Annotated in this window: 22 protein-coding genes; 15 read left to right on the top strand and 7 right to left on the bottom strand. The window is 64.6% G+C overall.

Annotated features, from left to right (window positions below; all coding sequences use genetic code 11):
- On the top strand, positions 1-733 hold a 733-nt coding region (locus tag V7Q81_RS06435; protein ID WP_333841104.1), incomplete at its 5' end, for an ABC transporter permease.
- Between the two features lie 227 nt (positions 734-960).
- Here V7Q81_RS06435 and V7Q81_RS06430 read toward each other — a convergent pair.
- Positions 961-1,992, bottom strand: coding sequence for a Fe(3+) ABC transporter substrate-binding protein (locus V7Q81_RS06430; protein WP_442954778.1), 1,032 nt, complete (start codon positions 1,990-1,992; stop codon positions 961-963).
- Positions 1,993-2,191: 199 nt separating this feature from the next.
- Here V7Q81_RS06430 and V7Q81_RS06425 point away from each other — a divergent pair, with 199 nt between their 5' ends.
- Positions 2,192-2,560, top strand: a complete 369-nt coding sequence (locus tag V7Q81_RS06425; RefSeq protein WP_333841103.1) for a DUF2325 domain-containing protein — start codon at positions 2,192-2,194, stop codon at positions 2,558-2,560.
- Positions 2,561-2,621: 61 nt separating this feature from the next.
- Here V7Q81_RS06425 and V7Q81_RS06420 read toward each other — a convergent pair whose 3' ends face one another.
- Positions 2,622-3,308, bottom strand: coding sequence for a hypothetical protein (locus V7Q81_RS06420; protein WP_333841102.1), 687 nt, complete (start codon positions 3,306-3,308; stop codon positions 2,622-2,624).
- Positions 3,309-3,386: 78 nt separating this feature from the next.
- On the opposite strand from V7Q81_RS06420, the gene V7Q81_RS06415 reads away from it, so the two are divergent.
- The 3 genes from V7Q81_RS06415 to V7Q81_RS06405 are packed head-to-tail and all read left to right on the top strand — an operon-like array spanning position 3,387 to position 7,001.
- Positions 3,387-4,331 (top strand): type II secretion system protein GspD, encoded by a 945-nt coding sequence (locus V7Q81_RS06415; protein ID WP_333841101.1) that lies wholly within the window; start codon positions 3,387-3,389, stop codon positions 4,329-4,331.
- Positions 4,318-6,339, top strand: a complete 2,022-nt coding sequence (locus V7Q81_RS06410; protein ID WP_333841100.1) for a type IV pili methyl-accepting chemotaxis transducer N-terminal domain-containing protein — start codon at positions 4,318-4,320, stop codon at positions 6,337-6,339. Before V7Q81_RS06415 ends, V7Q81_RS06410 begins: the two co-directional genes overlap by 14 nt.
- Complete coding sequence (locus V7Q81_RS06405) at positions 6,339-7,001, top strand: response regulator transcription factor (protein WP_333841099.1); 663 nt, start codon at positions 6,339-6,341, stop codon at positions 6,999-7,001. Before V7Q81_RS06410 ends, V7Q81_RS06405 begins: the two co-directional genes overlap by 1 nt.
- A gap of 17 nt (positions 7,002-7,018) precedes the next feature.
- On the opposite strand, the gene V7Q81_RS06400 is transcribed toward V7Q81_RS06405, so the two are convergent.
- Complete coding sequence (locus V7Q81_RS06400; RefSeq protein ID WP_333841098.1) at positions 7,019-7,339, bottom strand: carboxymuconolactone decarboxylase family protein; 321 nt, start codon at positions 7,337-7,339, stop codon at positions 7,019-7,021.
- 318 nt (positions 7,340-7,657) lie between these two features.
- On the opposite strand from V7Q81_RS06400, the gene V7Q81_RS06395 reads away from it, so the two are divergent.
- The 10 genes from V7Q81_RS06395 to V7Q81_RS06350 all read left to right on the top strand — a co-directional run bounded on the left by V7Q81_RS06395 (position 7,658) and on the right by V7Q81_RS06350 (position 19,497).
- Positions 7,658-8,920, top strand: coding sequence for an MFS transporter (locus V7Q81_RS06395; RefSeq protein ID WP_333841097.1), 1,263 nt, complete (start codon positions 7,658-7,660; stop codon positions 8,918-8,920).
- A gap of 28 nt (positions 8,921-8,948) precedes the next feature.
- Complete coding sequence (locus tag V7Q81_RS06390) at positions 8,949-10,364, top strand: NarK family nitrate/nitrite MFS transporter (RefSeq protein WP_333841096.1); 1,416 nt, start codon at positions 8,949-8,951, stop codon at positions 10,362-10,364.
- A 78-nt stretch (positions 10,365-10,442) separates the two neighbouring features.
- Positions 10,443-14,174, top strand: coding sequence for a nitrate reductase subunit alpha (locus tag V7Q81_RS06385; protein ID WP_333841095.1), 3,732 nt, complete (start codon positions 10,443-10,445; stop codon positions 14,172-14,174).
- 10 nt (positions 14,175-14,184) lie between these two features.
- A complete protein-coding gene (narH, locus tag V7Q81_RS06380; protein ID WP_333841094.1) occupies positions 14,185-15,708 on the top strand; it encodes a nitrate reductase subunit beta in 1,524 nt (507 codons plus the stop codon).
- Positions 15,705-16,367: a nitrate reductase molybdenum cofactor assembly chaperone gene (gene narJ, locus V7Q81_RS06375; RefSeq protein ID WP_333841093.1), complete on the top strand. Its 663-nt coding sequence runs from the start codon at positions 15,705-15,707 to the stop codon at positions 16,365-16,367. The genes narH and narJ overlap by 4 nt, the downstream gene beginning before the upstream one ends.
- 19 nt (positions 16,368-16,386) lie before the next feature.
- Positions 16,387-17,091: a respiratory nitrate reductase subunit gamma gene (gene narI / locus V7Q81_RS06370; protein WP_333841092.1), complete on the top strand. Its 705-nt coding sequence runs from the start codon at positions 16,387-16,389 to the stop codon at positions 17,089-17,091.
- A 108-nt stretch (positions 17,092-17,199) separates the two neighbouring features.
- Positions 17,200-17,601, top strand: coding sequence for a hypothetical protein (locus tag V7Q81_RS06365; protein WP_333841091.1), 402 nt, complete (start codon positions 17,200-17,202; stop codon positions 17,599-17,601).
- A 120-nt stretch (positions 17,602-17,721) separates the two neighbouring features.
- Entirely contained in the window at positions 17,722-18,168 is a 447-nt protein-coding gene (locus tag V7Q81_RS06360) for a glycine cleavage system protein H (RefSeq protein ID WP_333841090.1), read from the top strand.
- A 50-nt stretch (positions 18,169-18,218) separates the two neighbouring features.
- Positions 18,219-18,920, top strand: coding sequence for a thioredoxin family protein (locus V7Q81_RS06355; RefSeq protein ID WP_333841105.1), 702 nt, complete (start codon positions 18,219-18,221; stop codon positions 18,918-18,920).
- A 37-nt stretch (positions 18,921-18,957) separates the two neighbouring features.
- Positions 18,958-19,497, top strand: coding sequence for a hemerythrin domain-containing protein (locus V7Q81_RS06350; protein ID WP_333841089.1), 540 nt, complete (start codon positions 18,958-18,960; stop codon positions 19,495-19,497).
- A 23-nt stretch (positions 19,498-19,520) separates the two neighbouring features.
- Here V7Q81_RS06350 and ubiT read toward each other — a convergent pair whose 3' ends face one another.
- From ubiT to V7Q81_RS06330, 4 genes are all read right to left on the bottom strand, one after another.
- Positions 19,521-19,985 carry a ubiquinone anaerobic biosynthesis accessory factor UbiT gene (gene ubiT / locus V7Q81_RS06345; RefSeq protein ID WP_333841088.1) on the bottom strand — a complete coding sequence of 155 codons (465 nt, stop codon included), beginning with the start codon at positions 19,983-19,985 and terminating at the stop codon, positions 19,521-19,523.
- Positions 19,982-21,580: a lipoyl protein ligase domain-containing protein gene (locus tag V7Q81_RS06340; RefSeq protein WP_333841087.1), complete on the bottom strand. Its 1,599-nt coding sequence runs from the start codon at positions 21,578-21,580 to the stop codon at positions 19,982-19,984. Before V7Q81_RS06340 ends, ubiT begins: the two co-directional genes overlap by 4 nt.
- Before the next feature lie 2 nt (positions 21,581-21,582).
- The gene (gene ubiV, locus V7Q81_RS06335) at positions 21,583-22,482 is read right to left on the bottom strand and encodes a ubiquinone anaerobic biosynthesis protein UbiV (RefSeq protein WP_333841086.1); all 900 of its coding nucleotides are present in this window, start codon (positions 22,480-22,482) and stop codon (positions 21,583-21,585) included.
- Between the two features lie 7 nt (positions 22,483-22,489).
- On the bottom strand, positions 22,490-22,965 hold a 476-nt coding region (locus tag V7Q81_RS06330; RefSeq protein ID WP_333841085.1), incomplete at its 5' end, for a peptidase U32 family protein.

The following is a 22,965-nucleotide window of genomic DNA, read 5'->3' as shown; positions in this document are numbered from 1 at the left end:
TTACTCCACCGAACGGTTTTTCACCCTGGCGCACAATAGCCTCACACTGGCGGCGGTGACGGCGGCCCTGGCGGTGGCGCTTTCTTTGCTCCTCGCCTACAACGCTAGGCTCTATCCCGGCCCCCTCGCCCGGAGTTTGAACCGCCTGGTGTCCCTCGGCTACGCCGTGCCGGGCATCGTCATCGCGGTGGGCGTGCTCATTCCCCTCGCCCGGTTCGATAACGCTCTGGACGCCTGGATGCGCGCCACTTTCGGCGTCTCCACCGGGCTGCTCCTCACCGGGACCATGGCGGCGCTGGTGTACGCCTACCTGGTGCGCTTCCTCTCGGCGGCGCTACACACGGTGGAGGCAGGTCTCACCAAGGTGCGTCCGAGCATGGATGATGCGGCCCGCAGCCTCGGCGTGGCTCCCCTCGAGACGCTCGTGCGCGTACACGCGCCGATGCTAGCGCGCAGTCTCCTCACCGCGGGGCTTCTCGTGTTCGTGGACGTGATGAAGGAGCTTCCCGCAACACTGGTGATGCGCCCGTTCAACCTGGATACCCTGGCGACCCAGGTGTTCAACCTGGCTGCCGACGAGCGGCTGGCCGAGGCGGCCCTGCCCTCTCTTGCCATCGTTGTGGTGGGGCTCGTACCCCTCATCATCGTGGCGCGGCAAATCGCCCGGACCGCCCTGCCCACCGGGGTGTCGGCCGCCGCGGTGTTCCCCGAGCAGGGGCTCGAGCGGCGCTGAGAGGCAAGGGTTCGCGGGTGCCGTTGTTCATTTGGGCGCTCGGTTCCTCTTGCGCCGTCGCCTGGGCTCGGCCTCTGGCCCGGAAGCACCGCCGCCTCTGGCAAAACACCGGCCCTGCCCTGGGACGACGGCGGCCGGCTGCAAAGTCAGTGCGGCAACGGCGCAGGCCTCCGGCCCGGGGCCGCAGGCCTGCGCATCGTTAGGCGGCTTCCAGAGAGCGGGCGGTTTTACTTCCAGCCCACCTGATCGTAGATCTTTTGCGCGAGCGCCTGGTTCTTGCCCAGTATGCTCACGTTGAGGGAGTCGGCCTTGAACCTGCCAAGGGAGGCGAGGGCGGGGTTGCTGTAGGCGGCGCTCGGTACCACCGGCCACTCGTTGTTGCCGGCGGCAAAGTAGGCCTGGGCCTGATCGCTCGCCAGGTACTCGAGGAATTTGATGGCCGCCTCTTTGTGGGGTGCGGTTTTGATCAGGCCGGCGCCAGAGACGTTGACGTGAGTGCCGCGGCCGTTCTGATCCGGCCACAGCAGGGCCACTTTCTCTACCACCTTCTTGTCCTCGGGTTTGTCCGAGTTCATGAGCCTCACGTAGTAGTAGTGGTTGGTGATGGCCACGTCGCACTCGCCTGCCGCCACGGCCTTGATCTGATCGGTATCGCCCCCTTTAGGCTCCCGGGCCATGTTGTCCTTGACAGCTTTAGCCCACTGGCGCGCCTTGTCTTCGCCCCAGTGGTCGACCAAGGCAGCCAGCAGCGAGAGGTTGTAGATGTTGCTGGAGGAGCGCACGCAGATGCGGCCTTTCCACTTGGGATCCGCCAAATCGGCGTAGCCTGCGATCTCGCCCGGCTTCACCTTGTCCTTGTGGTACGCGATGGCCCGCGCTCGGTAGGAGAAGCCGAACCACTTGCCCTCGGGGTGGCGGAAGCTCGCCGGGATGCGGCTTTCCAGCACCGGGGACTTCACCGGCGCGAACAGGTCAAGTTGCTCCGCACGCCACAACCGGCCTGCGTCCACGGTGATGAGCACGTCCGCTGGGCTGTTCGCCCCTTCGCTCTTGATGCGCTCGATTAGGGGATCTTCCTTGCCCTCGATCAGATTGACTTTGATGCCGGTGGCCTTGGTGAAGTCGCTGTAGAGCTTTTCGTCAGTCTGGTAATGGCGGGAGGAATAGACGTTGACGACCCGGTCCTGGGCCGCGGCCGGAGCAGCAACGCCGAAAGCCGCCGCGGCCAGTAGCATCCGCATCGACAGAAAGCACTTCATTATTTTCTCCTTCCTGACTAGTGAATGAGAACGCGTCTTGTTCGATTATTACACGAACGAGAATCATTCGTAAATATAGTTGCTTTCGCCAAGGGCAAGGCGGGGGCCCCCGTTGTTAGACTTATTGACATATGGACGATAATCATTATCATTTTCATTTAATAGTACTGAGAATCATTTCATAAGGGAGCGCTCCCCCATGAACGCCCTCATCGTCGGCGCCGATCGCCTCGGCAACATCCCCGCCGTCTTGGCCGCCCTGGGTATCCGGGTGGTGGACCACGTCTCCGGACGTCAGGCTGCCCACCAACGCCGAGTGGCGGCCCTGTCGCGGGAAGTAGATCTGCTGATCCTGTTCACCGATTTCTTGAGCCATAACGTCATGCGAGGCTTCCGCGAAAGCGCCCGGGCTCAGGGCATTCCCGTGTTGGCATGCCGGCGTTCGGCCTCTTGCCTGGTGCAGTCGCTGACGGGGTTGGGCCTATCGCTCCGGGATGCCTGCGGCGGCTGTCCTGCCAAGGGAAAACCCGGGGGCCCAGGGACAGCTTTCCCGGTCCGGGAGGATTGATCGGGGCCGGAGGTGGGGGCGCTTGCGCGGCTGAGGACCGCGGTCGGGATGACCGCCGCGCTTACCAGCGGGGAAAGCCGTCCTGGGTCACGAAGCGGATCTCAGTGGTGAGCCGTCCTTCGAACCAAGTGTCGAAGCTCACTTCGCCGGGCCGCTCCGTCACGCGGAAGCCTTTCTGGGGAGGTGGGTCGATCTGTAGGAAGCGGATCTGGCTGGTGAGCACCCGCACGGTCATGGAAACCCGCATCGGGTAATAGCCATCCAGGAACTTGCGCATGAAGGGACCGCTCGCCAAGCTAAAGGTCCCGTCGCCGTTGTCCCGCAGCGCCCGCCCTTCCGCCTTGAGGCATACCCGGGCGCCCGGTCCCACCTGGCGAAGCTGCACGGAGGCCCCTTCGACCCAGGCCCGTTGGACACCGTGGAAGGACTCCACTTGCAGGTTACGGATCCGGTCGGGGTTGAATACGATCTCCAGGGCGCTTACTTGGTCCAGGTTTTCATGGCATTGGTGTAACCTCGTCCACCCGTCGTCCAGGCTTTGGTCAGTGATGACGACGTCGTTGTGGTGATGGTGGACCGCTTTTCTGGGCGGCGCTTCCAGAAATCGCAGCGTGCCTTCGTTTACGTTTGCCGCCGAGGCAGCGTCGAACGCCGGAAAATCGGGTCCCTCCCCGGAGATGGGGTTGGCTCCGTAAGCAGAGCATGCCAGCACCCCTACAACCAGCAAGCAGTTGCGGGCTAGATTCACGGGTCCCTCGCTTCCTCTTCCCTTTATGGTAGCACCGGGGCGGCTGCCGGGCACGCTGGGGCGCCGGAGGCGCGGGGGGTGTATGATCGGCTTTGCAAGTCAGCAGCGGACGAGGCGGGAGCGATGGGGCAGGCGAGTTCGGGAAAACGGGCAAGCAAGGGCGTGCTCGGCTGGATCGCCCTAGGGCTTGTCGCCGTGGTCGCTTGGGGAGCGGAGCCGACCGTTACCGAGGTCATCCCGTTGCGTCATCGTGCTCCGGAACAGATGCTGCCCGTGCTTCAGGCCCTCGTCGGCCCCGAAGGAACGGTCTCGGGAATCGGTAACCGGCTCGTCGTCCGTGCGACGCCGCAGCGCTTGGCGGAGATCCGGCGCGTCCTGGCGGAGATCGACACGCCGCCGCGTCGGCTGCTGATCTCCGTTCGCCAGGAGGTCGAGGCTGACTCGGTCCGGCGCGAGGGAGAGATCGTGGGCGGGGTGCGCCTCGGTACGGGGACAGGCACGGCGGTTGTGTCCGCCGGGCGCGCTGGGGAGCCGGGCTTCGGCACGGTGTACAGGAGCGGCGAGGCTTGGCTGCGGGCCCGGATCGGCGAGCGCCAGCGCCAGGAACAAGAGCGCAGCACCCAGACGCTTCAGGTTCTCGAGGGCAGCGAAGCGTTCATCCAGGTGGGCGCGGTGGCCCCGGTGCCGGCGCGCGCGGTGGTGGGGACGCCCTACGGGAGCCACATCGTGGAAAGCGTGCAGTACCGGGAAACGGCGACCGGCTTCTACGTGCGCCCCAGGATTTCCGGGGATTCAGTCCTGCTCTCCGTGCGCGCCGTCCACGACCGCAGCGCCGGTGAACGCCCCGGCGGCTTCCACACCCAGGAAGTGGAGACCCAGGTGTCCGCCCGGCTCGGGGAATGGATCGAGTTGGGTGCGCTCGCCCAAGAGGGCGAACAAGACCGGACGGGGATTATTTCCCGGAGCCAGGCGTCCGAAGTCCAGCGGCGCCGGGTTTTCATCCGGGTGGATGGGCTGCCTTAAGGGCCTCGCCCGGCCCGAAGGACGGTTGCGTGCCCTGTATAATCAGAGGGGAACTGGACTGCCCGCGCGCATGCCGCCCTTCTTTCGCAAGCTTGGCTTCCGCCTCTCCGCCATCCTGGTCGTGTTTTTCATCGTCGCGGTCCTGGCGATCGGGCTCACCCTTTACGTTTCCTGGAAGCTGCAAGGGGGTGCGGCCGCCATCAACGATCTGGGAAGCGAGCGCATGCGTTCCTATCGGATCGCCTTCTTGCTCGCTCAGGTCGCAGCGGAGCCTGGGCGTCGGGACGAGCTGGTGGCCACGGTGCGAAGGGAAGTGGACACATTCGAACGGGTGCTGGAGGGTCTCGACCGGGGTGATCCCAGCCGCCCGCTCCTGGTCCCGGGCGAGTCCGGAATCCGCGGCCAGTTGCGCGAGATCCATTCCGCCTGGTCGGAGCGGATCAGGCCGCGGATCGAAGCAATCCTGGCCACCGCCGACCCGACGGATCAGGCCCGACAGGTGGCCCAGTACCGGACCGAGGTGGAGGCTTTCGTCCATCGGATCGACGCGCTGGTGCGCGCCATCGAGCGGGCGAGTTCCGGCAACACGGCCCTCCTGGAGACCCTGCAGTTGGGGCTCCTCGCGCTTGCCATCGCCGGCACGATCATCCTCGTCTATCTGGTCTTCCTATTCGTGATCCGCCCGGTGATGAGCCTGCAGGAGGGCGTACAGCGCATGGAGCGGGAGGACTTCACGGCGCGGGTGCCGGTGGAAAGCGACGACGAATTCGGCGACCTGGCCCGGGGTTTCAACCGCATGGCCGACCACCTCCAGGACCTCTATACCACCCTTGAGCGGCGAGTGCAGGACAAGACTCAGCGGCTGGAGGACAAGAACCGAGAACTCGCCATCCTCTACGATGTGTCCACTTTCCTCAACGAGCCGGCTGACATCGAGACGCTATGCCGCGGCTTCCTGGAAAAACTCATGGCCGTGTTCCAGGCCGACGGGGGCTCGGTACGGATGGTGGACCCGAAGACAGAGCAGATCCACCTGTACGTATACCAGGGGCTCGATCCTCAGTTCGCTTCCGAGGAGCGCTGCCTGCGGGTGGGCGAATGCTTGTGCGGCGAGTCCATTGAACAGGGCCGGTCCGCGGTGCAGGTGTTCGCCGCGAGTCCACCCCCCGCCATGCTGTACAAATGCCAGCAGGTCGGGTTCGCCTCGGTGTCGGTCTTCCCGATCCGGGCGCACAAGCAGGTGCTGGGATTGTTCAACCTGTATTTTCGCCGCGGACGCGAGTTCACTCCCCAGGAGCGTCACATGCTGGAAACCCTAGGCCAGCACCTGGGCATCGCTATCGAGAACCAGCGCTTGGTGTCCCGGGAGCGGGAGCTCGCGGTGTCGGAGGAGCGCAACCTCCTCGCTCAAGAGCTGCACGACTCGATCGCCCAGTCCCTGGCATTCCTCAATCTGCAGGCGCAGATGCTGGAGCAGTCCATCAAGAGGGCGGACTGCGAGCGGGCGCTGGAAGAGCTGGCTCAGATCCGGGAAGGCATCCAGGAGAGCTACGACGACGTGCGGGAGCTGCTGGTCCACTTCCGGTTGCGCTCTGGCGCCATGGACATGGAGGAGGCCCTCAAGAACGCGCTGGACAAGTTCGAGGGACAGACGGGGATTTCTAGCCGGCTAGAGGCGAGCGGCATGGGTATGCCGCTCGCGCCGGAGCAGCAGCTTCAAGTGCTGCACATCGTGCAGGAGGCCTTGTCCAATGTGCGCAAGCACGCCCAGGCGACCGAAGTGCGGGTGGAGATGAAGCGGGGACGCGACTACCGTTTCGACGTGGTGGATAACGGACAGGGCTTCGATGCCCGGCAGATGTTGGACAAAGGCGATGGCCACGTGGGTTTGAAGATCATGCGGGAGCGGGCCCATCGCATCGGCGGCAAGCTCGAAGTGAGCTCAGTCCCGGGAAAAGGGACACGCGTGACGCTCACGCTCCCGGTCGCGCAACGGGAGGCGGCGTGATGGAAAAGGTACGGGTCCTGCTGGTCGACGATCACGCGCTTTTCCGTAGCGGCGTGAAGGCCCTGCTTTCGCGTCAGGAGGGCATCGAGGTGGTGGGCGAGGCCGCCGACGGACTGGAGGGGGTCAAGCGGGCCAAGCAACTCAGGCCCCACGTGGTGCTACTGGATCTGCACATGCCGGGGTTGAGCGGGCATGATACCTTGAAGCTCCTGCTGGAGGAGATGCCGGAGGTGCAGGTGGTGATGCTCACCGTGTCGGAGGATGCCGAGGACCTGATGGAAAGCCTCAAGGCGGGGGCTCGTGGTTACCTGCTCAAGAACATCGAGACCGAGCACCTGGTGGACAGCATCCGCCGCGCCGCTCGGGGTGAGCCGGTGATGTCGCCCCAGATGACCGGGAAGCTCCTACAAGGAATCCAGGGCCTCGCTCGGGGCGAGGCGCCGGCTTGCACTTCGGAGCGAGAAAAGCTGAGCCCCCGGGAACGGGAGATCTTGGTGCTGCTCGCCCGCGGCGCGAGCAACAAGGAAATCGGGCGCGTCCTCAATCTGGCCGAAAGCACCGTCAAGATCCACGTCCAACATATCCTGCGCAAGCTCAACCTCTCGAGCCGGGTGCAGGCGGCCGTGTACGCGGTGGAACAGGGATTGGTGCCGAAACAGTGAGCCCCTGTTGTGCGGGGTTACTTCTTCCCGATCACGTCCTCGGCCCAGGTGAGGGCTGCCACCACATGGGGAAAGCCGATGGTGCTCACGAGCAGAAGCAGGCTGTGGTGGATTTCCTCCCGGCTCGCCCCTGCCGCCAGGGCGCGGCGCACGTGGCTGTGCACGGCTCCTTCGGATCGGGTCGCGGCGGCGGCGGCCAGTTGGATAAGATGGCCCGTCTTTTCATCCAGAGGGCCGGCCTCTCGGACTTGCTGGCCCAATCGCTCCAGCGCATCGAAGACCGGGCCATGGGCTTTCTTCAGTTGCAAATAAGCCTTGGGCGCCTTGTCCTTGGCCATGGTGGCTTCTCCTTTGTCGGTACACTCGCTCGCAGGCCCCATACGACCCCGGCGTCAGGCGGGGGTCTTCGGGGGCTTCCAACCCATTGTAAGTCAAAGATCCCCGGCCCCCATCACCCTTGAGAACTAATCCTTCCGGCGGATAAGGGCCGCCGCCTCTCTCCTCCATCCGCTCGGGCTGCATCCTCCTACCGCTTTTGCGCCTTTCGCCATTCGCCGAATGGGCACGGCCGGGGCGGCGCCGTAACCTACCCTCGTCGTTCAAGGGATCGCGACTCGGCGGGAAAAGCCGGTTGCGGCATCAACCAGGAGACGATCATGGCAAGCCAGGCGCACAAGCAGGTATCGGTGCTCGCGGCGAGCACCTTCGCCTTCACCGTGTGCTTCGCGGTGTGGGTGATGTTCTCCATCATTGGCATCCCCATCAAGGAAACTCTCGGGCTCAACGAGACCCAATTCGGGCTGCTGGCGGCGATCCCCATCCTCACCGGCTCCTTGATCCGGCTGCCCTTGGGGATGCTCACCGACAAATACGGGGGCCGCATTGTGTTCCTCGCCCTGATGCTCTCCACCGTGATTCCCATTTACCTTCTCGCCTATGCCACGCAGTTCTGGCAATACCTGGCGTTGGGTTTGTTCGTGGGCATGGCCGGTGGCTCCTTTTCGGTTGGCATCGCCTATGTGGCTCGTTGGTTCAGCAAGGACCGGCAGGGTTTCGCCATGGGCATCTTCGGTGCCGGGAACGCCGGCGCTGCGCTCACCAAGTTCGTGGCGCCGACTTTGGTGGTGGCCTTCGGCTGGCAGATGGTGCCCAAAGTCTACGCTGTAGCGATGCTCGTCACCGTGGTGTTGTTCTGGTTGTTCACCTACACCGACAAGGCCCACCGCGTGCACTCCAGTGTCACGTTCCGGGATCAGCTCAAGGCGCTCAAGGATCCTAACGTGTGGAAGCTGTGCCAGTACTACTCCATCGTGTTCGGTGGTTACGTAGCGTTGAGTCTGTGGATGACCAAGTACTACATCAACGAGTACGGCTTCAACATTCAGACGGCAGCGCTGATTGCTTCCATCTTCGTCCTGCCTTCTGGGGTTATCCGTGCCGCCGGCGGCTGGTTGTCCGATCGCTACGGCGCTCATCCGGTAACCTGGTGGGTCATGCTGATCTCATGGGTGTGCCTGTTCTTTATGTCCTATCCCCAGACAGAGATGACTATCCAGACCATCCGCGGACCGCTTTCCGTCAGCATCGGGCTCAACGCATGGGTCTTCACCGCGCTGCTGTTCGTGGTAGGCATCGCCTGGGGCTTCGGCAAGGCGTCTGTATTCAAATACATCTCGGACCAGTATCCCGAGAACATCGGCGTCATCTCCGGAATCGTCGGTTTGGTGGGCGGTCTAGGAGGCTTTCTCCTGCCCATCATGTTCGGCGCGCTGGTGGACGTGACCGGCGTGCGCTCCAGCATCTTCATGCTGCTCTGGGGCGTTACGCTGGTGTCGCTCGTGTGGATGTACTGGAGCGAGATCGTCCCGGCGCGGCGTAATGGCAAAGCCGCTCGCACCCCGGCACTGGCGATGCGCTGACGCATCTTCCACCACAAAGGAGGCAATCATGGCAACCCGCGTGTTGACCAGCTGGAATCCTGAAGACCGGACGTTCTGGCAGACCAAGGGCAAGAGAATCGCCACGCGCAACCTCTGGATCTCCATTCCGGCGCTGTTGCTGGCGTTCGCGGTGTGGATGGTGTGGAGCGTGGTGGTAGTGAACCTCCCCCATATCGGCTTTCAGTTCACCACCAATCAGCTCTTCTGGCTGGCCTCGGTGCCAGGCCTGTCGGGGGCAACCCTGCGCATCTTCTATTCCTTCATGGTGCCTATCTTCGGCGGCCGGCTGTGGACCACCATCTCCACGGCGTCGCTGGCGATCCCGGCCGTATGGATGGGTTTCGCGGTCCAGGACCCGGAGACTTCCTACACGACGTTCCTGATGATCGCCCTGCTGTGCGGTTTCGGCGGTGGCAACTTTGCCTCCAGCATGGCCAACATCAGCTTCTTCTTCCCCAAGTCGAATCAGGGCACGGCCCTCGGCCTCAACGCCGGTCTGGGCAACCTGGGCGTGTCGGTGGTGCAGTTCGTGGTGCCTTTGGTGATCACTACCGCCGTGTTTGGTGCTTTTGGCGGCGAACCCCAGACCTGGGTGGAGGGAGAAACGACCAAGCAGCTGTGGCTGCAGAATGCTGGCTTCATCTGGGTGCCCTTCATCCTTGCCTCCACCTTGGCTGCCTGGTTCGGCATGAATGACATCGCTGCGGCCAAAGCGTCACTGGCGGAGCAAGCGGTGATTTTTCGCCGCAAACACAACTGGCTCATGTGCTGGCTTTATATTGGCACCTTCGGCTCGTTCATCGGCTATTCGGCTGGCTTTCCGCTCCTCATCAAGACCCAGTTTCCTGGGGTGGACCCCCTGCAGTATGCCTTTCTGGGTCCCCTGGTGGGGGCCTTGATCCGTCCTGTGGGCGGCTGGATTTCGGACAAGCTGGGTGGCGCGCGGGTGACTTTCTGGAACTTCATCGTGATGGCCTTGGCGGTGATCGGCGTCCTGTACTTTCTGCCGAAAGGGGCCGCCGGCGGCTTTGCTCTGCCTTGGGGACCGGCCGAGGGTAGCTTCCCTGGGTTCTTCGCCATGTTCATGCTGCTGTTCCTCACCACGGGCATCGGTAACGGCTCCACCTTCCGCATGATCCCCATCATCTTTCGCACCTTGCACGAGCGCTGGAGCGCAGGGAGGGGCCAGGCGGCCCAGGTGGAAGCGGCGCGCAACGCCGGCAAGGAGGCGGCGGCGGTGCTGGGCTTCAGCTCAGCGGTGGCGGCCTATGGCGCCTTCTTCATCCCCAAATCTTACGGCACGTCCATCGCTCTCACGGGCGGGCCTGAGGCAGCGCTTTGGGTTTTCGTCGCCTTCTACCTCACCTGCATCGCGCTGACGTGGTGGTTCTATTCCGGCAGGCGCGCGGAGGTACCCTGCTGAAGGGTACAAAGGGGTAAAGGCAGTGGTCGAGCGCCGCCGCCTTCCCCGGGCCATGGATAACGCTTCATGGAGAAATCGATGAGTCACTTTTTAGATCGGTTGAAGTATTTCATCAAGGAAGAGCCCACCTTCGCCAACGGGCACGGCGCCGTCAGGCACGAGGATCGCACCTGGGAGGATGCTTACCGTATGCGCTGGCAGCACGACAAGATCGTGCGTTCTACCCACGGCACCAACTGCACCGGCTCTTGCAGCTGGAAGATATACGTGAAGGGAGGCATCGTCACCTGGGAGACCCAACAGACCGACTACCCGCGCACGCGCCCCGACATGCCCAACCACGAGCCGCGGGGCTGCGCCCGGGGCGCCAGCTATTCCTGGTACTTGTACAGCGGTAACCGGCTGAAATACCCCATGGTGCGCGGGCGACTCGTCAGGTTATGGCGCGAGGCGCGACAGAAACTTGGCCCCGTGGAAGCCTGGGCGAGCATCGTCGAGGATCCGGTCAAGGCGCGCGCCTTCAAGTCGGTGCGGGGCTTGGGCGGCTTCGTGCGGGCTACCTGGGACGAAGTGAACGAGATCATCGCTGCGGCTAACGTCTACACCATCAAGAAATATGGACCCGATCGGGTTGTCGGCTTCTCACCGATCCCTGCCATGTCCATGGTGTCCTACGCCGCGGGTAGCCGTTACCTCTCCTTGATCGGCGGCGTGTGCATGAGCTTCTACGACTGGTACTGCGATCTGCCGCCTTCCAGCCCTCAGACCTGGGGCGAGCAGACCGATGTGCCGGAGTCGGCCGACTGGTATAACGCCACCTATCTCATCGCGTGGGGCTCCAATGTGCCCCAGACACGCACTCCCGATGCCCATTTCTTCACCGAGGTCCGCTACAAGGGTGCGAAGACGGTGGCCGTGACACCCGACTACTCGGAGGTAGCGAAGCTGTGCGATCTGTGGCTGCCGGTGAAGCAGGGCACCGACGCGGCCTTGGGTATGGCCATGGGGCACGTGATCCTGAAGGAGTTTCATCTCTCGGGCAAAAGCGAGTATTTCCGCGATTACGCCCGGCGGTATACCGACTTGCCGTTTCTCGTGCTACTCAAGAAGAGGGGCGAGGGCTACGTGGCGGACCGGCTGCTGCGGGCTTGCGACTTCCCGGAGAAGCTCGGGCAGGAGAACAACCCAGAATGGAAGACGGTGGCGTTCGACGAGCTGACCGGCGAGCTTGCGGTCCCTCTGGGCAGCATCGGCTTCCGCTGGGGCGAATCGGGTAAGTGGAACCTGGAACAAAAGGACGCCCGTACCGGCAACGACATCAGCGCCCGGCTCACGCTGCTCGGCTGGCATGACGCGGTGGTTCCCGTGGCGTTCCCTTATTTCGGGGGCCGCCCCCACGAGCATTTCCCTCACAACCCGAAGGAAGAGGTATTGCTGCGCAATCTTCCCGCGAAACGGGTCAAGTTGGCCGACGGCGAAGCGCTGGTCGCCACGGTGTACGACCTGATAATGGCCAACTATGGCCTGGACCGAGGTCTCGGCGGCGGGAATGTGGCAACCAGCTACGACGACGACGTACCCTACACCCCGGCGTGGCAGGAGCGGATCACCGGCATCCCTCGCGACCGGGTGATCCAAGTAGCCCGGGAGTTTGCCCACAACGCCGACAAAACCCGGGGCAAGTCCATGATCATCATCGGTGCGGCCATGAATCACTGGTATCACATGGACATGAACTACCGGTCTGTCATCAACATGCTGGTGTTGTGCGGCTGCGTCGGACAATCGGGCGGCGGTTGGGCCCATTACGTGGGGCAGGAAAAGCTGCGGCCACAGACCGGTTGGACGGCGCTTGCCTTCGCCCTGGACTGGAGCCGGCCACCGCGGCACATGAATTCCACCTCCTTCTTCTATGCCCACACTGATCAGTGGCGCTACGAAAAGCTCAAGGTGTCCGAAATCCTCTCGCCTCTAGCCAATCCAGAGGAATATCGCGGAAGTCTCATCGACTTCAACGTACGCGCCGAGCGCATGGGCTGGCTGCCCTCTGCTCCCCAGCTCGCGGCAAATCCGCTAGAGGTCACCAAGGCCGCAGCCGCGGCGGGAATGGATCCCAGAGATTACGTGGTGAAGGCTCTCAAAGAAGGCAGCCTCAAGCTCTCCTGCGAGGACCCGGACGATCCGGTGAACTTCCCGAGGAACATGTTCGTGTGGCGCTCGAACCTCCTGGGCTCCTCGGGTAAGGGACACGAGTATTTCCTCAAGCACCTCCTGGGCACTCAGCACGGAGTGCAAGGCAAGGATCTGGGTCAGATGGGGGAAGAAAAACCCCAGGAGGTGGTGTGGCGCAGCCAAGCGCCGGAAGGCAAGCTGGATTTGCTGGTGACTTTGGACTTTCGCATGTCCACGACCTGTCTCTATTCGGACATCGTGCTGCCCACCGCCACCTGGTACGAAAAGAACGACCTCAACACTTCCGACATGCATCCCTTCATCCACCCCTTGTCTGCGGCGGTAGACCCGGCGTGGCAGGCCCGCAGCGACTGGGAGATCTACAAGGGCATTGCCCGTAAGTTCTCAGAACTGGCAGTGGGGCACCTGGGGGTGGAGAAGGACCTAGTGCTCGTGCCGCTCCTGCACGATACGCCCGCCGAGCTGGCCCAGGCCTTGGAGGTCAAGGACTGGAAGAAGGGCGAAGTGGATCTCATCCCGGGGAGGACCGGGCCGCAGATGACTGTGGTGGAGCGGGACTATCCCAACACCTACAAGAAATTCACCGCCCTGGGCCCCCTCATGACCAAGCTGGGCAACGGCGGCAAAGGCATCCAGTGGAACACCGAGCCAGAGGTGAAGGGGCTGGCGAAGCTCAATTCCACCGTGGTCGAAGAGGGCGTGTCCAAGGGGCTACCCCGCATCGAGAGCGACATCGACGCAGCAGAAGTGATCTTGTACCTCGCCCCGGAAACCAACGGAGAGGTGGCGGTGAAGGCCTGGCAGGCCCTGTCCCGCGTCACCGGGCGCGATCACACGCACTTGGCGCTCCCACGGGAAGAGGACAAGATCCGTTTCCGCGATCTGCAGGCCCAGCCGCGCAAGATCATCTCCTCGCCCACCTGGTCCGGGCTCGAAAGCGAGCACGTGTCGTACAACGCCGGCTATACCAACGTTCACGAGCTGATCCCCTGGCGCACCCTTACCGGGCGCCAGCAGCTCTACCAGGATCACCCGTGGATGCGGGCTTTCGGCGAGGCGCTGGTCGCCTACAAGCCGCCCATCGACACCAAGTCCGTGCGTGAGCTTCTGGGCATGCGCGGGAACGGCCATCCGGAAGTGGTGCTCAACTTCATCACGCCCCACCAGAAATGGGGCATCCACTCCACCTATACCGACAACCTGCTCATGCTGACCCTGTCCCGGGGCGGGCCCATCGTGTGGATCTCGGAGGCCGACGCGCGCAAGGCAGGCATCGAGGACAACGACTGGATCGAAGCCTATAACCTGAACGGCGCGCTCACCGCACGGGCGGTGGTGTCCCAGCGGGTGCCGCAGGGCATGGTGCTCATGTACCACGCCCAGGAGAAGATCGTTAACACGCCAGGGTCGGAAGTGACCGGGATCCGGGGCGGCATCCACAACTCGGTGACCCGCGCTTGCCCCAAGCCCACCCACATGATCGGCGGCTACGCCCAGCAGAGCTACGGCTTCAACTACTACGGCACCGTGGGCTCCAACCGCGACGAGTTCATCATCGTGCGGAAGATGGCCAAGGTAGACTGGCTCGACCGGCCCCACGCCGAAACGAACGTCTAGGAGATCGGAAATGAAAGTGAGAGCCCAGATCGGGATGGTGTTGAACCTGGACAAGTGCATCGGCTGCCACACCTGCTCGGTCACCTGCAAAAACGTGTGGACCTCGCGCCCTGGCATGGAATACGCGTGGTTCAACAACGTGGAGACCAAGCCCGGGATCGGCTATCCCAAAGAGTGGGAGAATCAGGACAAGTGGAAGGGCGGCTGGAAGCGCCTGTCCAACGGCGAGATCGTGCCGCGCATCGGCCCCCGCTGGCGCGTGCTCGCCTCCATCTTCGCTAATCCCGATCTGCCCGAGATCGACGACTACTACGAGCCGTTCACCTTCGACTATGAACACCTGCACAACGCGCCCCTCTCCGAGACCGCGCCGGTGGCCCGGCCGAGATCGCTCGTCACCGGCGAGCGGATGGAGAAAATCGAGTGGGGACCCAACTGGGAAGAGATCCTGGGAGGCGAGTTCGCCAAGCGCTCGAAGGACAAGAATTTCGACCAGGTGCAGAAAGAGATCTACGGCCAGTTCGAGAACACCTTCATGATGTACCTGCCCCGGCTGTGCGAGCACTGTCTGAACCCGACCTGCGTCGCCGCCTGCCCTTCGGGTTCCATCTACAAACGGGAGGAGGACGGCATCGTCCTGATCGATCAGGACAAGTGTCGCGGCTGGCGCATGTGCATCTCCGGCTGCCCCTACAAGAAGATCTACTTCAACTGGCAGTCGAGCAAGGCGGAGAAGTGCATCTTCTGCTATCCCCGTATCGAGGCAGGCCAGCCCACCGTGTGCTCCGAAACTTGCGTCGGGCGCATCCGCTATCTGGGCGTGCTGCTCTATGATGCCGACCGCATCCAGGAGGCAGCGAGCGTGGAGGACGAAAGGAGCTTGTATCGGGCCCAGCTCGGCATCTTTCTCGACCCTTTTGCCGCCGAGGTGGTCGAACAGGCCCGGGCAGACGGCGTTCCCGAGGCGTGGATCCAGGCTGCCCAGGCTTCGCCAGTGTACAAGATGGCGGTGCAATGGAGGGTAGCCCTGCCCCTGCATCCGGAGTACCGCACCCTGCCTATGGTCTGGTACGTTCCGCCCTTGTCCCCGATCCAGGCAGCAGCCCATGCGGGGGAGCTCGCCTCCGATGGAGTGATCCCGGACGTGTCCCAGCTGCGCATTCCGCTCAAGTATCTGGCCAACCTGCTCACCGCAGGCGACGAGGCGCCGGTCAAGCTCGCCCTGGAGCGCATGCTCGCCATGCGCGCCTACATGCGGGGCCGGCACGTGGAGGGAAAGGCGGACGTGGCTCTGCTGCGGCGCGTAGACCTCTCCGAAGCCCAGGTGGAGGAGATGTACCGCCTTATGGCCATCGCCAATTACGAGGACCGGTTCGTGATCCCCACCACCCACCGGGAATACGCCGAGGACGCGTACGAGTTGCGAGCCTCCTGCGGCTTCAGTTTCGGCAACGGCTGCTCGGACGGTACGTCCAAGCCGAGTCTCTTTGGTGGCAAAAGGCGGGTAATCCCCTTGAAGGAGGTGGCGAAATGAAGACCTACCAGGTGCTGGGCTCGCTGCTCGGCTATCCGGACGCGGCCCTGATCCAAGCCTTGCCCGAACTGGCCCAGGCCCTCGAAGGGGAGGCCCTGTTGCCCCGCGACGAGCGGGCGCGGCTGCTCACCTTCATGGCGGAATTGCAGAACGCCGACCTGCTCGAGCTACAGGAGCGCTACGTGGGCTTGTTCGATCGCGGCAGGGCGGTTTCGCTTCACCTCTTCGAGCACGTGCATGGGGAATCCCGGGATCGGGGTCAGGCCATGGTGGACCTTAAACGACTGTACGCCTCCAAGGGCCTGCGGCTCGTGGGAGACGAACTGCCGGACTACTTGCCGGCGTTCCTGGAATACCTGTCCCAGTGCGAGCCGGGGGAAGCACGGGCGCTGCTTCAGGAGACCGCGCACGTGCTCGCCGTGGTGCACCATCGCCTGGGCCGCCGCTCGAGCCCCTATGCCACGGTGTTTAGCGCCCTGCTAACCCTGGCCGGTGCGAACCCCCTGGGGGCTGACGTCCGGGACGAGGCGCCGGACGAGTCGAGCCCGCAGGCCCTGGACGCGGCCTGGGCGGAAGAGCCGGTGACCTTCGGGCCCGAGGCGGTGAGCACGTCGGCAGTGGTGCCGTTCTGCGGTCGGCCGCAGAGGGTCGCCCGTTAATCAAGCGACGAGGAAAACCATGGCTTACCTTCATCAGTTCCTGTTCGGGGTCTATCCCTATATCGCCCTGACCGTATTCCTGCTGGGCAGCCTGATCCGCTTCGACCGAGAACAGTACACCTGGAAGAGCGACTCCTCCCAACTGCTGCGGCGGGGCCAGCTGCGGTGGGGCAACAACCTGTTCCACGTCGGCATCCTGTTCCTGTTCTTCGGGCACCTGGTGGGCCTGCTGACGCCCCACTGGGTCTACGAGCCGCTCCTCGGCGCAGGGGCCAAACAGCTCCTCGCCATGGTCTCCGGCGGAATCGCCGGGGTCATGACCTTCATCGGGCTGGTGCTTTTGATCCACCGGCGCCTTGCAGAGCCGCGCATCCGCGCTGTCAGCACCCCCATGGACTTCGTGGTGCTATTCTGGATCCTGATCACCTTGCTGCTGGGACTTGTGAGCATCGCTTTCTCAGCCCAGCACCCGGACGGAAGCGTGATGCTGGCCCTTTCCGAATGGGCCCAGCGCATCGTCACCTTCCGCAGCGGCGCCGCAGAAGTGATGGCGGGTGCCCCCTTGGTCTTCAAGGTTCACATGTTCTTTGGGATGACCTTGTTTCTGTTGTTCCCGTTCTCCCGGCTGGTGCACGTGTGGAGCGGCTTTGCCGCGGTGGCCTACCTGTTCCGCCCTTACCAGCTCGTGCGGGCCCGAGGTCCCGCGCGGCGGACGGGGCTTTGAGCTGGATCAAGGTATTTACCTCCCATTCCGGTGTTAAACTAAAGCCGGCGCGGGCCGATGAAGCCCGCGCCTCCCGTTGCTTTCGGACTCCTCGAGCGACCCACCGCGATGCACCGCCGAAACAAGCGCTTCATCGTCATGGGACTCCTATGGGGGCTCGCGGGAGGCGTGCTCGCCCTCGCACACCTCGCCCACCCGGGTCTCGTGCCCGGCAATGTCCCCCGGGCCCACGGCCATTTGATGCTGCTGGGCCTGATCCTCATGATCATCTACGGGGTGGGGCTCCACGTGATCCCCCGTTTCGGCGGCTACCCCTTGCGTTCGGAAAAGCTAGCGGAGCTGCAGTTCTGGTTGGCTAATCTGGGACTGCCGCTCATGGTGGCCGGCTGGCTCGGCACAAGGGACGTCCTCGTGGCGATCGGCGGACTTCTGAGCGTTTCTGCCATGGTCCTCTTTGCCCTCAACATGGTTTTCAGCGTGCGGCTGCGCTCGCCCCTGGATGCCCGATGAGCGAATGCTGGAGGAGGCGAGCCGCCGGGCAGTCGCGACACGACGGCCGCGCAGCCGGCGGGGGGGGGAAGCAAACCCATCCCCCGGTGCCGAGGGGCTGGATCTTGAGACGTAGACGCTATGATTGAGTATCGGGGTTGCGAGTTGCCGGAGAATTTGTGGTACGACCTGGATTACATCTGGGTGGCACCGGAACCTGACGGGACTTACCGCATCGGCATTACCGATCCCTCCCAGACCATGGCTGGGCGGGTTCAGTACGTGACCTTGAAGCCGGTCGGTACCCACCGTAAATGGAAAAAGCCCCTGGCACGGCTGGAGTCGGGCAAGTGGGCCGGCGGTATTCCGGCTCCTTTCGACGGCGTCATCGTGGCGGTCAACGATCGGGTGTTGGCCGATCCGGGCCTCATCAACATCGCCCCTTATGGTGACGCGTGGCTGGTCAAGATGAAGCCCGACGCGCCGGAGCGGGCGTTGGAGCACCTGGTCACGGGGGCAGAGGCGGTGGAGAAGCTCAAGGCCTGGATCGATCGCTACGACGTCCAGTGCATGCGATGCGCCCAATGAGCAGCCAGCCGGTCGCCATGGGCGAGGGAAGTCCTCCGTCTGGCGCCAGGATCACGGTGCAGCTGCTGGTGTCCGAGTGGTGCCCCACCTGTCCCAACGCCGAGGCGGTGTGGCGGCAGGTGGCAGCGGAGAAGGACATCCGCTTCGCGGTGGTGGACCTGGCCCAGCCGGAAGGGCGTGAGCTCGCCTCGCGCTTGCGGCTCAAGACCGTACCGGCGGTGGTGATTGACGGGAAACTGGCAGCGGTCGGGGTGCAGTCGGCGGCGGAGGCGCGTGCCCTGGTGGCGGCTGCGCCCCCCCGGCCCAAGGGGCACGCCTATCACGCCGGCATGATGCTTTCCCAGGATAATCGGGCTTTCGTGGTCTCGGCCATGGGCTATCTGGCGCTCTCCGGTCTGGCCCTGCTGCTCCAAGGATCCTTTCTCCCCGATGGCGCCTTCCGGCCGGTGGCCATGCACTTGTTTGGTGCCGGTTTCGTGTTGATGCTGATCTACGGCTTGGGGGCCCACATGCTGCCCCGGTTCACTGGCAACCCCATCCGCAGCGGGGCCTGGGCCTGGCTCCAGCTCGCCCTCGCCCACACGGGCGTCGTGGCATATGCGGCGGGATTCCTGCTGGGATTGCGCTGGCTCGCCGCGGTCGGCGGTCTTTGCATGTGGCTCGCGCTCGCCGTATTCGCCGGGCGAATTTTTCCGGTGCTCAAGGGAACGGAAGAGGTCAAGGAGGGTCTTCCTATCAAACCGACCTCGTGAAATTGCCGAAGAATTCCAGAGGAGCGAGTCGACCATCATGAGCGCCTTACCGCGTCCCGCGCCGGGCTTCGACCAGCCCCTAGCGCTGCTGGAAGCTTGCCACGACCGGGTCGAAAGCCGCTGCGTCCTCCTGCTGCGGCTCGCAGATCATCTGCAGGACCAGGGTCTGGACAAGGATGCCCGCCTGGCGGCGCGCCAGGTCCTGTCTTATTTCGACGATGCCGGGGTCAAGCACCACCAGGATGAAGAGCAGGACCTGTTTCCGCTCATGCTGGAGATGTGCGGCGAAGCCCAGCGGGAGGTGCTCGAGCGCTTGATCGCCGCGCTGCGGGAGGAGCACCGGCACATGGAACGATTGTGGGCCGAGATCCGAGGACCCCTCACCGCCATCCGGGACGGGGGCCGAGCCGAGCTTGACCGAGAGTTGGCGCGACGCTTTCAGGCCTTGTATCTGCCGCACATCGAGCGGGAAGAGCGGGAACTGCTACCCGTGGCTGCCCGGTTGCTCACCGCCGAACAACTCCGCCGCCTCGGTGCCTCCATGGCGGCCCGGCGGGGTTTGAGGCTCGCACCCTAGGCAGCGTCGGTCTGGACGGCGCGTCACCCGCCCGAAGCCGAGGAATCTTTTCCCAGGACGGCAGCCGCCACGGTGCGCAGCAGCTGGGGCGGGCCATCCACCGCGTCCAGGGTGTTCTTGACCTGCAATCCCAGTTCCGTGTCCCCTTGCAGGGCGAGGCGCCGGCGGAAGAACAGGGTGTCCGGGTCTTCGAGCCGCGCAGCAAGCCGCAGGAAGTCCCCGCTGGTGGCGCGGATGACCAGGTCAGCAGGCTGCCGCCCGGTGCAGGGACGGAAGCCCTGGGCGGTCAACATGAACTCGATCCGCAACCCCAGGTCCTCGGCCACGATGCGGATACGGCGGCCCTCGATAGGTGTCAGGCACTCCCGCGGCAGGATGTGGCCCCATAGCGCCAGGTTGAGGGCGGCGGCGAAAGCCAGCGACGGAGGGTAGGCCGGTAGGCGCGAGATCAACGCTGCCAGTGGCCGCGGAAACGCCGGCAGGCTCATGCCTGCGCCTCCCCGGTCGGAGGTTCCTTGCGGGGGCGCGGCGGAACGAAGCGCATCACTTTGACGAGCAGGGGGGCATTGAGCCGCGCTTGGGCCTGGAAACGCCCCTGGTAAGCAGCCTCTTCCTGCTGGAGCTCGTAGCAGTTGGAGCCGGAGACGTCCATGAGCACCGCGGCGAGCCCCGCCTCGGTGAACGCGCGATGGCGCTTGAGGTAGAAATGGCTGCAGCACATGCCCACGTAGGCTGTGCCCCTGCGCTGCAGTTCCCTCAGGGTCTGCACCAGGTGTTCGTAGCGAGTGATGGTGATGACCCGCATGCCCCGCTCCCGGGCTATGCGGTAGGCGTCCCCCACCTCGCATTTGCCGCATTCGGGGCAGCCGTCCCGATGACGCCATTTGCACCAGACCGGTTTGGCGCAATAGGGCACCAGCATCACCGTCGCCCGGCGAAGGATCGCCTCGGCGGAGGATCCGTCTGGGCTGTGGATCATGACCGCGTTGGCCTCGGTAGGGGAGAGGGCCGCCGCGTCCTGGAGGCGGCGGGTGTCCAGGGCGAGCCGAGCGAGCCGTGCCAAGTCTTCCACGGCCAGACTCGGCACCTCGATGGCGCCCCCTTCGATCAGCCGGGCGGCCCGCGCGACGCCTTCTTCCAGCGGCCGTCCTCGCAAGCAAGCCGCCAATTGCACTAACGCCTCGCCGGGCTGGGCGTGGAGGTCGGCGGCGAATCGCACCTCGCCGAGAGCGCGCGCGGCGACGTCCACCTCGGCCTGCAGTCGCAGGATAGCGGATTTTGTCCTGGTAAACACCTCGATCACGTCCGGTCCCGGCTCGGGCCAGTCGACGAGCGCCATCGCTTGAGCTTCCTGGTCGAGGAGCGCCGACGGGACCGGGCGCAGATCGGACTCGAACGGCGGCGGAATCGGCCGCCAGCCGAAAGCCCGGGCGATGGCCTCGGCGAGGGGCTCGTGGATCGCCGCCGCCGGCGGCGCGCTGCCCAATTGTTCGGCAAGGGTGGTGAGGCGCTCGCGGGCAGCGGCCAGCCCGTCCGGGGAAAGCTTCTCGGTGGGCACCCGCAGCACTTCCAGCATCGCCTGGACGTCCACGTCCAGCAACACGGTTCCGTGGGCGAGCCACGCGCCCCTTTCCCGTATCGCAAATACGCTGGCGAGCTTGCGGCCGCCGATCTCCAGGTCATTGGGCAGCTTGATCCGAACGACAATTCCGAGACAGGCGAGGGCTTGCGCCAGCGCCGCGACGGTGCGCGCCAACATGGAAGAGAGGGAGAGAGGGCCGGGGAGCGCAGACTCGGGCGCCACCACGCTAAAGCCCACCTGCTGGGGATCCAAGTACAAGGCGCCTCCCCCGGTCATGCGGCGGGCGACTTCGAGGCCGCGGCGCACGCAGGCTTGCATGCGCAGCTCCCGCGGGGCGGCCTGGAACCGGCCGAGGCTCGCGGTGGGAAGGCTTGCGTGAAAGCGCAAGCTGGGACCGCGCCTTCCAGTGGCGCACATCCGCCACCACTGCCGGTCCAGAGCGTGGTTCTCCAGACCGGACCGAAGTCCCGTATCCACGATCTGGAGCGGAAGAGTCCCCATCCTCATGGCCTCACCGGTGAGTGCCACGCTAGGCCGGGGCCTCCGCGCCAGTACCCGTCGCAGGGCGCTGCGGGCATCAAGGGTTCGAGGGCCGCCAGGGCGGCCGGGGTGTCCAGGGAGCCCTCGAGGGCCGCCCGGAAGATCTCCAGGATGCGCCCCGTATGCTGGGTCTGGGGACTTACCCGCACGACATCGACGCCGAGCGTCCGCAGCTCGTCGAGGGCCGGCAGCAGGTTGAGCACTTGGGCGGACAGGGTCTGGACGCCGTTCAACGTGAGGAACGGCTTGCCTTCCTGGGTGCGGAGGAGCAGCCCCTCGGGATGGTCGAGGCAGCGGAATCGGCAATCGTCCTTTTGCACATTGTAGTAGCGCGCGGTGAAGCAGCGGGCGGAGAAGGCCAGGGGCAGCCGGCCGTAGACCCACGTCTCGGTGGCCACGCCTGCGGGGCGCTCGGCTTGGAGCGCTGCCAAGGCTTCGCGCGACATCTCCACCGGGGCGACGAAGCGCACGGCGCCCAGCTCGGCCAGGACGGCGAGGGTCGCCGGGTTGTAGACGTTGAGATGGGCCCCGGCGACGAAGGGCCCGCGGCCGGCGAGGAGCTTGACCGCCGCCATGTCGTTGGCTTCCACCAGGAAACGTCCATTGGAGGCGAGGCGGCGCAGCGCCTTCAGGTCCGATTCCGACTCCACCAGGCACTGGGTGGAGAGGATCACCTCCTTGCCGGCGGCGGTGAGCCGTTGGGCCAAGGCGAGCCAGTCGGGCAGTCGCAAGCTGTGGCGGCGGGAGCACACCGTCTCGCCCAAGTAGGCGATATCCACCGGCGCAGAGGACACCTCTTCGTAGAAGGCGAAGAGCTGCTCCACGCGCCAGTAGTAGAGGACCGGACCCACGGCTAGTTTCATGACAACATCATTTCCAAGGCCGGTGGTAGGCGCCCAGGGTACACTGCTGACCTTCGGATACGGCGGCCAGCCCCTGAACCCACTCCCGTCGCACGCAATAGGTGGCGGGATCTCGATGGCAGGCGTCGATCGCCGCGCGCCATACCCGGGTGATCGCCTCCACGTAGGCCGGGCTGCGCTGGCGACCCTCGAGTTTGATGGCGGCTACCCCCATGGAGGCAAGTTTCGGCAGAAGCGCGAGGGTGTTCAGGCTCGCCGGTTCCTCGAAGGCGTAGTACGTCTGTCCCGCCACCTGGTAGCGACCCTTGCATAGGGTGGGATAGCCCGCCTTCTCGCCGGGAGCGTAGCGGTTGACCAGCACCGACCCGACCCGGGTGTCCATGCCTTCGCCCCGGGGCTCCCAGCGTACCGAAGGCGCCGGGGAGCAGGCCCCGGCGGTGTTGGGGGATTTTCCAGTCACGAAGGAAGAGAGGAGGCAGCGTC

The organism is Pelomicrobium sp., from assembly GCF_036803785.1.
In the GTDB taxonomy this organism is placed as follows: domain Bacteria; phylum Pseudomonadota; class Gammaproteobacteria; order Burkholderiales; family UBA6910; genus Pelomicrobium.
The sequence above is the reverse complement of the archived record's forward strand: the minus strand, read 5'-3'. Positions and strand labels throughout refer to the sequence as shown.

What these genes read in the sequence shown, in the direction of transcription:
- V7Q81_RS06430 (WP_442954778.1), bottom strand. Translation starts at nt 1,992, where the DNA reads ATGAAGTGCTTTCTGTCGATGCGGATGCTACTGGCCGCGGCGGCTTTC.
- V7Q81_RS06425 (WP_333841103.1), top strand. Translation starts at nt 2,192, where the DNA reads ATGAACGCCCTCATCGTCGGCGCCGATCGCCTCGGCAACATCCCCGCC.
- V7Q81_RS06410 (WP_333841100.1), top strand. Translation starts at nt 4,318, where the DNA reads ATGGGCTGCCTTAAGGGCCTCGCCCGGCCCGAAGGACGGTTGCGTGCC.
- V7Q81_RS06405 (WP_333841099.1), top strand. Translation starts at nt 6,339, where the DNA reads ATGGAAAAGGTACGGGTCCTGCTGGTCGACGATCACGCGCTTTTCCGT.
- V7Q81_RS06400 (WP_333841098.1), bottom strand. Translation starts at nt 7,339, where the DNA reads ATGGCCAAGGACAAGGCGCCCAAGGCTTATTTGCAACTGAAGAAAGCC.
- V7Q81_RS06395 (WP_333841097.1), top strand. Translation starts at nt 7,658, where the DNA reads ATGGCAAGCCAGGCGCACAAGCAGGTATCGGTGCTCGCGGCGAGCACC.
- V7Q81_RS06390 (WP_333841096.1), top strand. Translation starts at nt 8,949, where the DNA reads ATGGCAACCCGCGTGTTGACCAGCTGGAATCCTGAAGACCGGACGTTC.
- V7Q81_RS06385 (WP_333841095.1), top strand. Translation starts at nt 10,443, where the DNA reads ATGAGTCACTTTTTAGATCGGTTGAAGTATTTCATCAAGGAAGAGCCC.
- narH (WP_333841094.1), top strand. Translation starts at nt 14,185, where the DNA reads ATGAAAGTGAGAGCCCAGATCGGGATGGTGTTGAACCTGGACAAGTGC.
- narJ (WP_333841093.1), top strand. Translation starts at nt 15,705, where the DNA reads ATGAAGACCTACCAGGTGCTGGGCTCGCTGCTCGGCTATCCGGACGCG.
- narI (WP_333841092.1), top strand. Translation starts at nt 16,387, where the DNA reads ATGGCTTACCTTCATCAGTTCCTGTTCGGGGTCTATCCCTATATCGCC.
- V7Q81_RS06365 (WP_333841091.1), top strand. Translation starts at nt 17,200, where the DNA reads ATGCACCGCCGAAACAAGCGCTTCATCGTCATGGGACTCCTATGGGGG.
- V7Q81_RS06360 (WP_333841090.1), top strand. Translation starts at nt 17,722, where the DNA reads ATGATTGAGTATCGGGGTTGCGAGTTGCCGGAGAATTTGTGGTACGAC.
- V7Q81_RS06350 (WP_333841089.1), top strand. Translation starts at nt 18,958, where the DNA reads ATGAGCGCCTTACCGCGTCCCGCGCCGGGCTTCGACCAGCCCCTAGCG.
- ubiT (WP_333841088.1), bottom strand. Translation starts at nt 19,985, where the DNA reads ATGAGCCTGCCGGCGTTTCCGCGGCCACTGGCAGCGTTGATCTCGCGC.
- V7Q81_RS06340 (WP_333841087.1), bottom strand. Translation starts at nt 21,580, where the DNA reads ATGGGGACTCTTCCGCTCCAGATCGTGGATACGGGACTTCGGTCCGGT.
- ubiV (WP_333841086.1), bottom strand. Translation starts at nt 22,482, where the DNA reads ATGAAACTAGCCGTGGGTCCGGTCCTCTACTACTGGCGCGTGGAGCAG.